12 protein-coding genes are annotated in these 13,837 nt (G+C 69.8%); 9 read left to right on the top strand and 3 right to left on the bottom strand.

Annotated features, from left to right (window positions below):
* Positions 1–57: 57 nt before the first annotated feature.
* From ptsP to B3K53_RS14185, 4 genes are all read left to right on the top strand, one after another.
* Positions 58–2,325 (top strand): phosphoenolpyruvate--protein phosphotransferase, encoded by a 2,268-nt coding sequence (gene ptsP / locus B3K53_RS14170; RefSeq protein WP_292085140.1) that lies wholly within the window; start codon positions 58–60, stop codon positions 2,323–2,325.
* 94 nt (positions 2,326–2,419) lie between these two features.
* Positions 2,420–3,460 (top strand): helix-turn-helix domain-containing protein, encoded by a 1,041-nt coding sequence (locus B3K53_RS14175; RefSeq protein WP_292085142.1) that lies wholly within the window; start codon positions 2,420–2,422, stop codon positions 3,458–3,460.
* A gap of 64 nt (positions 3,461–3,524) precedes the next feature.
* Positions 3,525–4,655, top strand: coding sequence for a flavodoxin-dependent (E)-4-hydroxy-3-methylbut-2-enyl-diphosphate synthase (gene ispG, locus B3K53_RS14180; protein ID WP_292085144.1), 1,131 nt, complete (start codon positions 3,525–3,527; stop codon positions 4,653–4,655).
* Positions 4,656–4,657: 2 nt separating this feature from the next.
* Positions 4,658–5,254 carry a glutathione S-transferase N-terminal domain-containing protein gene (locus B3K53_RS14185; RefSeq protein WP_292085147.1) on the top strand — a complete coding sequence of 199 codons (597 nt, stop codon included), beginning with the start codon at positions 4,658–4,660 and terminating at the stop codon, positions 5,252–5,254.
* Between the two features lie 59 nt (positions 5,255–5,313).
* Here the strand turns inward: B3K53_RS14185 and B3K53_RS14190 are convergent, their stop codons facing one another.
* Positions 5,314–6,096, bottom strand: a complete 783-nt coding sequence (locus tag B3K53_RS14190) for a sulfite exporter TauE/SafE family protein (RefSeq protein WP_292085148.1) — start codon at positions 6,094–6,096, stop codon at positions 5,314–5,316.
* A 78-nt stretch (positions 6,097–6,174) separates the two neighbouring features.
* Positions 6,175–6,783, bottom strand: a complete 609-nt coding sequence (locus tag B3K53_RS14195; protein ID WP_292085150.1) for a response regulator — start codon at positions 6,781–6,783, stop codon at positions 6,175–6,177.
* Between the two features lie 188 nt (positions 6,784–6,971).
* On the opposite strand from B3K53_RS14195, the gene prfA reads away from it, so the two are divergent.
* Entirely contained in the window at positions 6,972–8,039 is a 1,068-nt protein-coding gene (gene prfA, locus B3K53_RS14200) for a peptide chain release factor 1 (protein ID WP_292085151.1), read from the top strand.
* Positions 8,040–8,043: 4 nt separating this feature from the next.
* Here prfA and B3K53_RS14205 read toward each other — a convergent pair whose 3' ends face one another.
* Positions 8,044–9,303 (bottom strand): YihY/virulence factor BrkB family protein, encoded by a 1,260-nt coding sequence (locus B3K53_RS14205; protein ID WP_292085152.1) that lies wholly within the window; start codon positions 9,301–9,303, stop codon positions 8,044–8,046.
* Positions 9,304–9,369: 66 nt separating this feature from the next.
* Here B3K53_RS14205 and prmC point away from each other — a divergent pair, with 66 nt between their 5' ends.
* From prmC to B3K53_RS14225, 4 genes are all read left to right on the top strand, one after another.
* The gene (gene prmC, locus B3K53_RS14210; protein WP_292085153.1) at positions 9,370–10,266 is read left to right on the top strand and encodes a peptide chain release factor N(5)-glutamine methyltransferase; all 897 of its coding nucleotides are present in this window, start codon (positions 9,370–9,372) and stop codon (positions 10,264–10,266) included.
* Positions 10,267–10,550: 284 nt separating this feature from the next.
* Positions 10,551–11,495: a DUF4167 domain-containing protein gene (locus tag B3K53_RS14215; RefSeq protein WP_292085154.1), complete on the top strand. Its 945-nt coding sequence runs from the start codon at positions 10,551–10,553 to the stop codon at positions 11,493–11,495.
* 82 nt (positions 11,496–11,577) lie between these two features.
* On the top strand, positions 11,578–12,936 hold the full coding sequence (locus tag B3K53_RS14220) for a hybrid sensor histidine kinase/response regulator (protein WP_292085155.1): 1,359 nt from the start codon (positions 11,578–11,580) through the stop codon (positions 12,934–12,936).
* A 115-nt stretch (positions 12,937–13,051) separates the two neighbouring features.
* Positions 13,052–13,783, top strand: a complete 732-nt coding sequence (locus B3K53_RS14225) for a DUF4893 domain-containing protein (RefSeq protein ID WP_292085158.1) — start codon at positions 13,052–13,054, stop codon at positions 13,781–13,783.
* The last annotated feature ends 54 nt before the right edge of the window (positions 13,784–13,837 follow it).

The following is a 13,837-nucleotide window of genomic DNA, read 5'->3' on the forward strand; positions in this document are numbered from 1 at the left end:
AAACAGCAACGCCGCCCTATCTGACGAGGTCAGCGGGGCGGTCAGGCGGGAGGCGACATGGTGAAGGGCGGATTGACGACGAGGGGGCCTCGCAACCTCCTGCGCCAGATCCGCGAAGCCATGGCCGGCGGCGGCCCGGCGCAGGATCGGCTGGACATGGTGGTGCGCGTCATCGCCCAGTCCATGGTGGCCGAGGTCTGCTCCATCTATCTGCGCCGCGCCTCGGGCGAGCTGGAGCTGTTCGCCACCCAGGGCCTGAACCCCGAGGCCGTCCACAACACCCGGCTGCGGCCCGGGGAGGGTCTGGTCGGCGAGGTGGCCCGGCTGGCCCAGCCGATCAGCCTGTCGGACGCCCCGTCCCATCCCAGCTTCTCCTATCGTCCGGAAACGGGCGAAGACCCCTTCCACGCCTTCCTCGGCGCGCCCCTGCTGCGGGGTGGTCGGGCCATCGGGGTTCTGGTCGTCCAGAACCGCGCCGCCCGTCGTTATGACGAGGAAGAGGTCGAGGACATCCAGACGATCGCCATGGTTCTGGCCGAGACAGTCGCCTCGGGCGAGCTGCTGGCCCAGGACGAACTGCGCGACGTCGAGGTGGCGCCCCACCGCCCCGAACGGCTGAAGGGTCAGAAGTTCGCCGAGGGCTTGGCCTACGGCGTCGTCGTCCAGCACGAGGCCCCGCTGGCGCCCGAGCAACTGCTGTCCGACGACCCGGTCGCCGAGGAAAGGCGTCTGGCCGAGGCCCTGTCGGCGCTCAAGGCCGGCATCGACGACATGCTGGAAGGCGGCCAGGGCAAGCTGGGCGGGACCTCGTTCGAGGTGCTCGAGACCTATCGCATGTTCGCCGACGACCGGGGCTGGAACCGGTCGCTGGAGGAGGCGGTGCGCTCTGGCCTGACCGCCGAGGCGGCCGTCGACCGGGTCCGCAACGAGCACCGCGCTCGCTTCGCCAAGGCCCGCGATCCCTATATCCGCGAGCGGCTGCACGACTTCGAGGATCTGGCCAACCGTCTGCTGCGGGTTTTGGCGGGCGACAATCCGGGTCAACGCGACCTTCCCGACGACGCCATTCTGGTGGCCCGTAACCTCGGTCCCGCCGACCTGCTGGAGTATCCGCGCCACAAGCTGCGCGGCCTGCTGCTGGAAGAGGGCTCGGCCGCCAGCCACGCGGCCATCGTCGCCCGCGCCCTGCAGATCCCCTGCGTCGGCCGTCTGCAGGGCCTGCGCGACCGCCTGTCAGAAGGCGATCAGGTCATCGTCGACGGCGAGACGGGCGAGGCCTATCTGCGGCCGCGTCCCGACATGCTGGCGGCGGTCCAGACCCGCATGGCCCTGCGCGAACAGCGCCGGGCCGAGTTCGATCTGCTGCGCGACACGCCCGCGGTGACAAAGGACGGCTCTCGGATCACCATCCTGACCAACGCCGGTCTGGCCGTGGATCTGGAGAATCTGGACGCGACCGGGGCCGAGGGCATCGGCCTGTTCCGCACCGAGTTCCAGTTCATGGTCTCGGACGAACTGCCGCGCCTGGACGCCCAGACGGCGCTCTACAAGCTGGTGCTGGACGCGGCGGGCGACCGACCAGTCACCTTCCGCACCCTCGACATCGGCGGCGACAAGGTCCTTCCCTATCTGGACAATGAGCGAGAGGAGAACCCGGCTCTGGGCCGTCGCGCCATCCGTCTGGGTCTGGACCGTCCGGCCCTGTTGCGGATGCAGGTGCGCGCCCTTCTGGCCGCCGCCGCCGGGCGCGAATTGCGCGTCATGTTCCCCATGATCGCCACGGTGGACGAGTTCCGCGCCGCGCGCGAACTGGTTGATGTCGAGTGCGACTGGGCCCGGCGTCGCGGTCGACCCCTGCCGTCCTTGCTGCGGGTCGGGGCCATGGTCGAATGCCCCAGCCTGCTGTGGCACCTGGACGCCTTGCTGCCCCTGACCGACTTTGTCTCCATCGGCACCAACGACCTGTTACAGTACATGTTCGCCGCCGACCGGACCAATCCCCTGGTCTCGGATCGCTACGACCCCCTGTCGCCGCCGGCCCTGCGCGCCCTGGCCGAGATCCAGCAGAAGTGCGCCGACAGCGCCACGCCGGTTTCGGTGTGCGGCGAGCTGGCGGGGCGTCCGCTGGAGGCCTTCGCCCTCATCACCCTGGGCTACACCCGCCTGTCGGCGCCCGCCGGCGGGGTGGGGCCGGTCAAGCGGATGATCCTGTCGGCGGACCTGCCCGCCGCCCGTCGCGGCATGAACGTCCTGCTCGGGTCCTCGGCCGGGTCGGTGCGCGGCGAGATCGAGTCCTTGGCGCGCAAGCTGAACGTCATCGTTTGATCGAAGCGGAGCCGCTTTCCCGCGTTGCCCGGCGGGCGGGCCTCGTCTAAGCCAAGGGCAGGACGCCTTCGCGCCCGCACCAACGGAACCCCGCATGGATCAGGATCGGCAGGACGCGCCGTCCCTCGAGGACGCCGAGACGCTGGGCGAAGCCCTGCGCGCCGCCCGTCTCGCCTCCGGCCGGTCCATGGCCCAGCTGTCGACCATGACGCGGGTGCATCCGCGCTACCTGACGGCGCTGGAGCAGAACGAGTTCTCGGTCCTGCCGTCGCGCATCTTCTCCATGGGCTATGTCCGCGCCTATGCGGGGGCCCTGGGGCTGGACGAACTGACCGCCGTCGAGCGCTTCAAGCGCGAGTTCCCGGAAGCCGCCGTGCCGCTTCAGGCCCCTACCGGCGCCGCCCTGCAGCAGATGCGCCGCACTTCGCCCAAGATCCTCGCCGCCCTGGGCGTGCTGATCGTGGCCGTGGTCGGATGGAACGTCTTCCAGCGCGTGGTCCGCATCGAGCCGCCGCACCCCTCCGATCTGGTCGCTGTGCCCAGGAACTGGGCCGAGGAGGCCGACGCCGAGGTCGAGCGGGCCCTTTACCTCGGCGCGCCACGGGCCGCCCCGCCGGACCAGACCACCCCGGCCCTCTACATCACGCCGGGGCTGGAGGCTCAGCTGACGGGTATCGACCCGGACGATCCCAACGCCGCCGTCGTGCTTCCCGCGCCGCCGGTGCAGGCCGCCTTCAACCCGCGAGGCGCGGTTTACGGCGCCTCGGCCACGACGTCCCAGGTCATTCTTCAGGCCAGGAAGCCTGCCGCCCTGGTGGTGCGGCAGGGCGACGGCCGCATCCTGTTCGCGCGCCAGCTGGCGGCGGGCGAGGCCTGGCGGGCGCCCCCCGGGCTCTCGGCCACGATCGACGTCTCGGACCCGGCCGCCTTCGACGTCTATCTGAACGGCGAGCACAGCGGGGCCCTGCCTGCGGCCCAGTCGCCGCTGGGGACCCTGAACGCCCGCGCGCAGACCGAAGCGCGCCAGTCGGAGGCTCGCGCCGCCGCAGCCGCCGAGGCCCAGGCCCGCGCCCGCGCCGCCCAGGCCGCTGCTCAAGCCGCCGCGCCGCCGCCGGCCGTCGCTCCCGCCGGATGAATCGTCGCGGTCCGCGGCTGATGTCGTGGTTTTGCCGTCGTTCCTCGCCTATGTTCCGCGCGACATGAGCAGCACCGAATTCGGCCACATCCGTCCCTGGCGCCACATCGAGCGCCGCAAGAGCCGCCAGATCATGGTCGGCTCGGTTCCGGTCGGCGGCGACGCCCCGATCAGCGTCCAGTCGATGACCAACACCCCGACGACCGACGCGGCCGCGACGCTGGAGCAGATCCGTCAGCTGGAAGAGGCCGGGGCCGACATCGTCCGCGTCTCCTGCCCCGACGTGGAGTCAACAGCGGCCTTCAAAACGATCGCGCGTGAGGCCCGCGTGCCGCTCGTGGCCGACATCCACTTCCACTACAAACGCGGCATCGAGGCGGCCCAGGCGGGCGCCGCCTGCCTGCGCATCAATCCGGGCAACATCGGCTCGATGGATCGGGTCAAGGAGGTCGTCCAGGCCGCCCGCGACCACGGCTGCTCCATGCGCATCGGCGTCAACGCCGGGTCGCTGGAAAAGGAACTGCTGGAGAAATACGGCGAACCCTGCCCGGATGCGATGGTGGAAAGCGCGCTGAACCACGCCCGCATCCTGCAGGACCTGGACTTCCACGAGTTCAAGATCTCGGTGAAGGCGTCCGATCCCTTCCTGACGGTGGCCGCCTATCAGCAGCTGGCGGACGCCATCGACTGCCCGCTGCACCTCGGCGTGACCGAGGCGGGACCCTTGCGCACCGGCACCATCAAGTCCGCCATCGGCATGGGCAGCATGCTGTGGGCGGGCATCGGCGACACTATCCGCGTCTCCCTGGCCGCCGATCCGGTCGAGGAGATCAAGGTCGGCTTCGACATTCTGAAGTCGTTGGGCCTGCGTCACCGGGGGGTGAACATCATCGCCTGCCCGTCCTGCGCCCGTCAGGGCTTCAACGTCATCGAGACGGTGGCGATCCTGGAAGAGAAGCTGGCCCATGTCTCCACGGCCATGTCGCTGTCTATCATCGGCTGCGTCGTCAACGGCCCGGGCGAGGCCCTCTACACCGACGTCGGCTTTACCGGCGGGGGCAAGGGGGCGGGCATGGTCTATCTGAACGGCAAGATCGCCCACAAACAGGCCAACGACGGCATGATCGACGAGATCGTCGCCCAGGTCGAAGCCAAGGCCGCCGAACTGGACGCCGCGCGCAAAGCCGCCGAGTAAACATGAAGCTCTACATCACCACCCCTTCGCCCTTCGCGCGCAAGGTCCGCATCGTCGCCCGTGAAAAGGGTCTGACGGATCGAATCGAGGAGATCGCGGTCGATCCCTACGCCAATGCGCCGGAACTGCTGGCCACCAACCCGGTGGTGCAGGTGCCGACTTTGATCGCCGAGGACGGCCTGCCGCTGACCGACAGCCCGGTCATTTGTGAATACCTCGACGCCATAGGCGCCGGCGCGCGTCTGCTGCCCGCAGAAGGCGCCGAGCGTCTGCGCGTCAAGCGGCTGGAGACCCTGGCCAACGCCGCGCTGGAGATGGGGGTCAAGCTGGTGCTGGAGAAGCGCCGTCCCGAGCACGAGCGTTCGCCGTCGTGGATGGAGCGCTGGACCTTCAACATGGGGCGGGCCCTGGACGCCCTGGAAGCGGCCGCGCCGGACGCCGAGGACTTCAACATGGGCGTGCTGAGCGCCGGGATCGTCGTCAGCTGGATCAGCTTCCGTCACCCGGACTACGACTGGAAGGCGGGCCGCCCCCATCTGGTCGCTCTGCAGGCTGCGCTGGAACAGCGTCCCAGCTTCCAGGCGACCGCGCCGGTCTGATGGCGACGAGGACTTGAGACGAAGGGACGGGACGGGCTTCGGGTCGGTCCCGCCCCCTTCTATTTGCCGATCAGGCCGGCCAGTTGCGCGCCCTGGAAGGCGGCGAGGATCAACAGCAGACCGCCGACGGCGTAGGTCAGAACCTTGCGCGGCACCTTCTTGACGATCAGGCCCGCAAACGGGGCGGCGATCAGGCCGCCGACGACCAGACCGGCCACGGCGGCGAGGTGGTTCTCCAGCGCCCCGGCCTCTTCCCAGTGACCCGTCACCAGGGCCCAGACGAAGGTGGCCGAGATGGCGACGGTCAGGAAGAACTCGGCGGTGTTGACCGTGCCGATGGCCTTGCGCGGATCATGTCCGGCGCCGACCATGGTGGAGGACACAGTCGGTCCCCATCCCCCGCCGCCGACGGCGTCCAGAAAGCCGCCGACCACGCCGATGGGGGCGGTGATCCAGGCGGGCAGGTGGCGGTGCGGCACGTCATGTCCGGCCCGCCACAGGATCCATACGCCGATCAGGGCCAGATAGCCGATGATGAAGGGCTTGATGACCGCCCCGTCGATGCCGGTCAGGACATAGGCCCCCAGTACCCCGCCGATCACGCCTGCGATGGCCAAGGGCAGAAACAGCCGCCATTCCACATTCCTGTGCCAGGCGTGGCTGCCCGCCGAGGCGGCGGTGGTGAAGACCTCGGCGGCGTGAACACTGGCCGAGGCCGTCGCCGGCGGCACCCCTAGGGCCAGCAGGACCGATGAGGAGATGACGCCGTAGGCCATGCCCAGGGCGCCGTCGACCGCCTGGGCCAGAACGCCCACCAGCAGAAACAGGAAAAAAGTGTCCATTCAGCCCCCTAAGCCTCATCAGACGCAGGTCGCGGCCCCGGTGGCAATGGCCGGGGCCGCGCTTTGGTTGCGCGTGGATCAGCCGGCGGGCTCCAGCCGCGCCAGGGCGTCCAGCACGTCGCGGCCGGTATAGGGTTTGATCACCATAGCGGCGGCCAGTTCGGCGTTGGCGGCGGCCGCGCTGACGTCGCCGGACAGGAAGATGACCGGCACGCCCCAGCGCGCCTTCAGGCTGCGGGCCAGGTCGATCCCCGTGGCTTCGCCCGAAAGATTGATGTCCAGCAGGGCCGCGTCGATGGGGTGCAGGGCGGTGGCCGCCTCGGCGGCTTCGGCGCTGTGGAAGGGCCCGACCACGCGGTGTCCCGCGGCGTCCAGGGCCTCGGTCAGGGCGGCGGCGGCCTCGGCGTCGTCCTCGACCAGCAGGACGGTCATGGGCTCGGGCGCGGCCCGGGCGTCCGGCGCTTCGGCCGGGGCCTGGCGCACCAGGACGGCGCGCACATAGGGCCACAGCTCGGCGGCGGGGCGGTCGGCGTCCAGGTCGAAGATCTTGGCCAGAGCCTTCAACTCGGTCTCGGCCTCGGGCGACACCGCGGCGTCCGAACGCTCAAGCAGCCCGTCGTAGAGGGCGCAAAGCCGCGCCACATTGGCGTCCGCCCCGGCGGTGGAATCCGCGTTTCCATCGAACATCCCTGTCTCCGTTCTTGTTTCAGCCACCGTCGAGCTAGGGGTTTTGCACCTGCGAAGGAACCGCCCTGACGGGGTTGTGACGGCTGTTCACAATCGCTCCATCTGCGCGTGTTCCGGCCTTTCCATCGACAGGGGCCGGTCGGGCGAGTAAGGCTCCGCGCTCGAAATTTCCTTCAAAGGACGCTCTCTTGCGACTGCCCCAGGCCCGTCTCGATCAGGTGCTCGACCGCTTCCACCAGGTGGAGGCGCGCATGGGCGCGGCCTCGGACGGCGCCGAGATCGTGCGCCTGTCGAAAGAGCACGCCGAGTTGAAGCCGGTGGCCGACGCGGTGCAGTCCCTGGCCCGCGCCCGCGCTGAGGTCGAGGATCTGAAGACCATGGCCTCGGATCCGGAAATGGCCGCCATGGCCGCCGACGAACTGGACGCCCTGAACGAGCGCCTGCCCGAGCTGGAGCGCGAGGTCGCCCTGCTTCTGGCCCCGCGCGACGCCGACGAAAACGCCTCGGCCGTGCTGGAAGTGCGCGCCGGCACCGGCGGGGACGAGGCGGCCCTGTTCGCCGGCGACCTGTTCCGCATGTATTCGCGCTACGCCCAGTCGCGTGGCTGGCGGGTCGAGATCGACAGCCTGACCGAGGGAGACGCGGGCGGCTACAAGGAGATCATCGCCACCGTCAGCGGCGAAGGCGTCTTTGGCCGTCTGAAGTTCGAAAGCGGCGTTCACCGGGTCCAGCGCGTGCCCTCGACCGAGTCGCAGGGGCGCATCCATACCTCGGCGGCGACCGTGGCGGTCCTGCCCGAGGTCGAGGACGTCGAGATCGAGATTCGCGATCAGGACATCCGCATCGACACCTATCGTTCGTCGGGCAGCGGTGGCCAACACGTCAATACGACCGACTCGGCCGTGCGCATCACCCACCTGCCCACGGGCATCATGGTGACCTCGTCGGAGAAGTCGCAGCACGTCAACCGCGACAAGGCGATGAAGAACCTGCGAGTGCGCCTGTACGACATGCAGCGCCAGGCCAAGGACGCCGCCCGTTCGGACGCGCGCAAGTCGCAGGTCGGTTCCGGCGACCGGTCGGAGCGCATCCGCACCTACAACTTCCCCCAGGGGCGCGTGACCGACCACCGCATCGGCCTGACCCTGCACAGCCTGCCGCAGATTCTGGAAGGCGACATTGACCCCCTGCTGAACGCCCTGATCGCCGAGGATCAGGCCGCTCGCCTGGCCGATCTGGAGGCCGAGCTCGGCTGAGCGTTCAGCGGCGTTTGACGCGCCGCTTCAGCACCCGGTCGCCCAGGGCCTCGGCGTATTTCAGGGTAAAGGCCAGGGCCGCCGGATTGCCCCGACGCGGGCCGACGGAATCCGCCATGATCGCCCCGCGCTCGCCGATGGGCAGGGGCGGGCCGGTGGTGGTGTCGATGGCGGTCTGATGCTCGATCTCGGCGTTCAGCCGGGCGCCCATCAGGATCACCTGCACCGAGAACCAGGTCCACAGCAGGAAGCCCATGGCCGCCGCCAGCGGACCATAGGAGTCGGTGCGCACGAAGGTGGTCAGGAACCAGCTGAACAGGAAGGACACCAGCAGGCTGAGCGCCGCCGCGAACAGGGCGCCCGGCGTCAGCCAGCGCCACCGCGCTCGCGCCCGGCACGGCCCGATGCGATAGATGAGGGCAAGCGCCGCCACATAGCCGAGATAGAGCAGGGGCCAGCGCAGCGGCGCCAGATGGGCCCATTCCTCCTCCAGCCCGAAGACCGACAGAACCACGGGCACGCCGACCACCAGGGCGGAACTGACCAGCACCGCCAGAAGGCCGGAGACCGTGATCCCCATGCACAGCAGGTTGTAGGTGAGGATGTTGCGCCGCTCGACCTCGTGATAGGCGAGATTGAGGCCGTAGAAGAGGGTCTTCACTCCGCCGTTGGCCGCCATCAGGGACAGGGCCAGGGTCCAGACCAGGGTGAAGGTCAGCTGCCCGGTCGAGCCGCCCGCCAGACGGGTCATCTCGGCCCCCAGAAACTGGGCTACATTCGACGGCAGCACTTCATAAAGAAAACTAAGTTGGTTCCAGGCGTCGGCCGGATCGGCGAACAGGCCGTAGATGGTGACAAAGGCGCCCAGCGTCGGAAACAGGGCCAGCAGCATGAAAAAGGTCACGCCTCCGGCGACAAAGCCGACCCGGTCGCCGAAGTAGCCCATGGTCGTGCGCCAGGCGATGTCGATCCACCCCTTGCGCGGAATGCGGACCGGGTGCTGGGCCAGCCGGCCGCGGCCGGGCTCCTTGGCGTCATAGTCCTCGGGCGTGGGGTCGCGCGGGGGCTGGGGCTCGGGCCGCCTGGGGCGCAGTTCGACGCCGTACTTGTGGCCCTGCGTATAGAGCAGATGCGCCGCCGTGGCTCCGGCCGCCAGGCCGCCCGCGGCCGCGCTGAGATAGCGCCAGACGGCGCCGCTGTTCCCGCGTCGTCGCGCGGGCCGTTTCAGAAGGTTCTGCATCCCCATCCGCCCCACAACGGCCACGCTCGCCGCCTGTTCCCGATCGGCTTGCGTCTTGAATTCCCGCCTCGCAATCGCCAATCAGCCCTCATGTCCGAAAACGCATCCGCCGCCCCGACCCTGCTGACCGCCTGGAAAGGCGCCCAGGCCCGCCTGAAGGCCGCCGGCATCGATAGTCCGTCGATCGACGCCCGCCTGCTGCTGGAGGCCTCGACCGGCGCGGGCCGTGTCGACATCCTGACCGATCCCTATCGCGTCGTCGACGCCGACAAGATCGCTGCGCTGGACGCCATGATCGAGCGTCGGCTGAAGCGCGAGCCCGTGTCGCGCATCCTGGGCAAGAAGGGCTTCTGGAAGATCATGCTGAACGTCACCCCCGACGTGCTCAGTCCGCGTCCGGACACCGAGACCCTGCTGGATGTCATCGTCCGCGCCTTCCCGCCGCACCGCGCCTTCGAGATGGTCGATCTGGGCACCGGCTCGGGCGCCATCCTGCTGGCGACTCTGATGGAGCGGGCCGGGGCGCGCGGCGTCGGCACCGACATCTCGACCGAGGCCATCGCCGTGGCCCGTGAGAACGCCGCCAACCTGGACCTCAACGGCCGCTGCACCTTCATCCGCACCGACTGGGCCGCGGGCTTCGCCGACGACAGCTTCGACCTGGTGGTGTCCAATCCGCCCTATATCCCGACCGGCGACATTCCCGGCCTGGACCCCGAGGTGCGTGAGCACGACCCGCATCTGGCGCTGGACGGCGGCCCGGACGGCCTGCAGCCCTATCGCGACCTGGCGCCCGAGATCGCCCGCATCCTGCGTCCCGAAGGCGTGTTCGCCGTCGAGATCGGCTGGGACCAGGGCGAGGCGGTCAAGGCCCTGTTCGAGGCGGCGGGCTTCACCGGCGTCAAGGTGGTCAAGGACCTGGGCGACCGCGACCGCGTCGTCACCAACGGCCCGGACCCGCGCGTCGATCCCCTTCCGGAAGCGTGACCGGGGCCGAGCGCAGGGCCTGCAACAAAACCCTTGGAAAGCGCTTCATCGCGCGCTAAGTCGTTTCTTGTCTCCCACTCAAACGCGGTCTTTTCGGGCAGGTTTGCTCGCTCAAGCGCGTCTGGGCCAGTGACGGTCGGGCCTGCAGGGCCCGGCGGACCACAGGGCGACGAACGGTTTTCCGAGCACATCGATACGGGGATTGGCCCCGACCGAACGGAACGACGAACTGGGTCCTGCCCGTCCTTACCCGACGGCGGCCCGCACCAGCACGGTAAGCTCCGATGAGAGATTTCAAGGGCATGAAGCGTCAGCGCGGACGCAACCGGAAGCCCGGCGGCGGCGGCAACAACGCCAATGCGACCAACCCGAACCGGTCGTGGGACTCGCAAGGCCCCGAGAACATCAAGGTCCGCGGCAACGCCCAGACCGTCTATGAGCGCTACATGCAGCTGGCGCGCGACGCCTCGGCCGCCGGCGACCGCGTCCTGGCCGAGAACTACACTCAGCACGCCGAACACTATTTCCGTGTCTTGCGCGCCCTGCAGCCGCAGCGTCCGGTTTCGGAGATCGCCCAGCGCGAACTGGCCGGCCAGGGCTTCGACATCGACTTCGAGGACGAGTCGGGCGCCCAGGCCGCCGCCATCATCGCCGCCGCCGCCGCCGAGCAGCAAAAGGCCGAGGACGAAGCCCGTCGCCAGGCCGAGCGCGCCGAACGTGACGCCAATCGCGACCGTGACCGTGATCGGGACCGCGACTACAACCGCGACCGGGATCGTGAACCGCGCGAGCCGCGCGACAATGACCGCGAACCCCGCGCCGAGGGCGAGCCCCGCGAGGGCGGCCGTCGTGAAACCCGCCGCGAGCGCTGGGAGCGCCGCCGCGAGGAACGCAACCGTCGCTTCGAAGCCGGCGAGGCCACGCCCGAGGACGAAGCCCGCGCCGCAGCCGAGGCTGAGTACGACGCCGCCGCCAGCTCGAACGAACCAGCCGCCGCGCCGGTCGTCGAGGAAGAGGCCGAGGCCCGTCCCGCCCGCGCCCCGCGTCGTCCGCGCGCCGAGCGTGCGCCGGCCGAAGGCGAGGCCAGCGACGGCATGGGTCTGCCTGGCTTCCTGACCCGCCCGACCGCGCCGTCTTCGGATGAGGTGGAGGCCGCTTCGGAGGAAGCGCCCGCGCCCAAGCGTCGCGCGCCGCGCCGCAAGGTCGAGCCGGCGACCGACGAAGGCTGATCGGCGGCGCGCAACCTTAACGCGCACGTTTACATAACTGCAATCTATAGGCGTCACTCTGGAGTCATCGGAGGGACGTGCGATGGAACTCGTTCTGGTGGTGGTCGCCCTGGCCCTGTCGGGCTGCTGGGCGGGGTTGCGGATGGCGGTGAAGGCCCGACGCGAGGTGGCGATCCTGCGGCGGGTCAACGCCACGCTCGAGGCCTGTTCCGAGCAGCGGGCGCGTGAACTTCAGGCGGCCCTGACCGCCGCCGAAGGCCAGGCCGCCCAGGTCGAGGCGGCGCACCGCGCCAAGACCGAGTTCCTGACCAGCATGAGCCATGAACTGCGCACGCCGCTGAACGCGGTCATCGGCTTCTCCGACCTGATGCGGATGAACGAGGCGCAGGAGCCCCTGACCCATCGCCAGCATCAGGCGCTGGAGCAGATCCGCGACGCCGGGGCTCGGCTGCTGGTCCTGGTCGACGAGGTGCTGAATCTGGCCGACATCGAAGGCGGGCGCTTGGCGCTGAACGTCGAGCGGCTGGATCCCCTGCTGGTCGCGCGTCAGGTCTGCGAGGCCCTGCGCCCCATGGCCGAGGCCGCCGAAGTCGAGTTGCGGGAGCCGCCGCCCGTCGCCGGCCTCGCCGCCCGCGCCGACCGCGAGCGGCTGCGTCAGGTGCTGACCGCCCTGATCGCGAACGCCGTCAAATACAATCGCCCCGGCGGCGCCGTCCTGATCGAGGCGCGCCAGTCCGCCGAGGGCGTCAGCCTCAGCGTCCACGACACGGGACCGGGCCTGCCGGCAGCCCGCATGAACGGCCTGTTCCAGCCCTTCAACCGGCTGGGCCGCGAAGCTTCAGACGTGCCCGGCGCGGGCCTGGGACTGGCCGTGGCGCGGCGTCTGATCGACGCCATGGGCGGTCGGCTGGAGGCGGAAAGCCGCGAGGGCGAGGGGGCGGTCTTCACGATGTATCTGCCGGCCTCGGCGGCCCAGCCGCGCGCCCTGATCGCTTCGCCCGTCCCGGCCGCCGACCTGCCCGAGGCCACCTTGCTTTATGTCGAGGACAATCCGTCGAACGTCGCCCTGATGCGCCATGTGACCACGGCCTTTGGCCGCTTGCGGCTGCATGTGGCCCAGACAGGGCCGGAGGGCCTGGCCCTGGCCCGGGATCTGCGTCCCGATGTCATCATTCTGGACATCAACCTGCCGGGGATGGACGGCTTCCAGCTCAAGGCGCGTCTGGGCGAGGACCCGTTGACCCGGACGGTGCCGGTTCTGGCCCTGTCGGCCGGCGCGGCCCTCGCCGACATCCGCCGAGGACGCGAGGCCGGCTTTATCGAATATCTGACCAAGCCCCTGCAGATTCCGGCTTTGGCCGAAGCTCTGTCGCGCGCCCTGTCGCCGGTCTCGACGACAGGTGACGTCGCCGTGCGGGCCGGGACGATTGACGCCGCTTGAGGCATGCGGAGACGGTCTGGCGTCGCGACGTCGCCCGCCCGCAGGGTTGACGCGGAGGCTTCAGGGGGCTTCCTAGGGGGCGGGGGCTTTTTCGACCCTGTGCTAGGGAGAGCCCATGTCACGTCCGTCGGCCGGTAGTTCGCATTTCAAGGCGCGGGGGCCTCACGCCCTCATTCCAGGCGCGCTGATCTCGAGCGTGCTGGCGGCGGTGCTGGCGGGCTGTGCGACCACGCCTCCCCCTCCGCCCCCGCCGCCTCCCCCGTCAGCGCCCGAAGCCCCCGGCGGTGTGGTCCTGAGCGACTGGCGCGGGGTCATCACCGCTGCTGATCGCGACCGTTATCAGCGGCGCGAGGCCGCCTGGACCCTGGCCCTGCAGCAGGCGAAGCGTCAGGCCGGGTCGGGCGACCTGAACGGTCTGGGCGATCTGATCGACCCGGACGCGGGGCGTCCCTCGGTGGCGCCGCCGGTCGGGAACTACCGCTGTCGCACCGTCAAGCTGGGCTCGCAGGGCGGCGAGGGCGGTCTGGGCTATGTGGTTTACGGCTGGTTCGCTTGCCGCATCGAACAGACGTCGGCGGGCCTGAAGTTCAGCAAGCTGACCGGGTCGCAGCGTCCCAGCGGCCTGCTCTTTCCCGAGAACGATCGCCAGATGGTCTTCCTAGGCTCCATGGCCCTGGCCTCCGAACCGGCCGCGCGCGCCTATGGCCTGCGGGCCGAGCGCGACATGGTGGCGGTGGTCGAACGCATCGGCGAGCGCCGCTGGCGGCTGGTCATCCCCTGGCCGGCGAACGAGTCCAATCTGGATCTGATCGAGCTGGTCCCGGCGCCCGCATCCACGCGGCGCTGAGCCGCGCTTGACCCTGGGGGGCGGCGCCGTCCACCCTGAGCGTCGTTCAGATTT

Origin of the sequence: Brevundimonas sp. UBA7506 (assembly GCF_002479495.1) — a bacterium.
Lineage (GTDB): Bacteria > Pseudomonadota > Alphaproteobacteria > Caulobacterales > Caulobacteraceae > Brevundimonas.

What these genes read in the sequence shown, in the direction of transcription:
- ispG (WP_292085144.1), top strand. Translation starts at nt 3,525, where the DNA reads ATGAGCAGCACCGAATTCGGCCACATCCGTCCCTGGCGCCACATCGAG.
- B3K53_RS14190 (WP_292085148.1), bottom strand. Translation starts at nt 6,096, where the DNA reads ATGGACACTTTTTTCCTGTTTCTGCTGGTGGGCGTTCTGGCCCAGGCG.
- B3K53_RS14220 (WP_292085155.1), top strand. Translation starts at nt 11,578, where the DNA reads ATGGAACTCGTTCTGGTGGTGGTCGCCCTGGCCCTGTCGGGCTGCTGG.
- B3K53_RS14225 (WP_292085158.1), top strand. Translation starts at nt 13,052, where the DNA reads ATGTCACGTCCGTCGGCCGGTAGTTCGCATTTCAAGGCGCGGGGGCCT.
- B3K53_RS14185 (WP_292085147.1), top strand. Translation starts at nt 4,658, where the DNA reads ATGAAGCTCTACATCACCACCCCTTCGCCCTTCGCGCGCAAGGTCCGC.
- prmC (WP_292085153.1), top strand. Translation starts at nt 9,370, where the DNA reads ATGTCCGAAAACGCATCCGCCGCCCCGACCCTGCTGACCGCCTGGAAA.
- ptsP (WP_292085140.1), top strand. Translation starts at nt 58, where the DNA reads ATGGTGAAGGGCGGATTGACGACGAGGGGGCCTCGCAACCTCCTGCGC.
- B3K53_RS14195 (WP_292085150.1), bottom strand. Translation starts at nt 6,783, where the DNA reads ATGTTCGATGGAAACGCGGATTCCACCGCCGGGGCGGACGCCAATGTG.
- B3K53_RS14215 (WP_292085154.1), top strand. Translation starts at nt 10,551, where the DNA reads ATGAGAGATTTCAAGGGCATGAAGCGTCAGCGCGGACGCAACCGGAAG.
- B3K53_RS14175 (WP_292085142.1), top strand. Translation starts at nt 2,420, where the DNA reads ATGGATCAGGATCGGCAGGACGCGCCGTCCCTCGAGGACGCCGAGACG.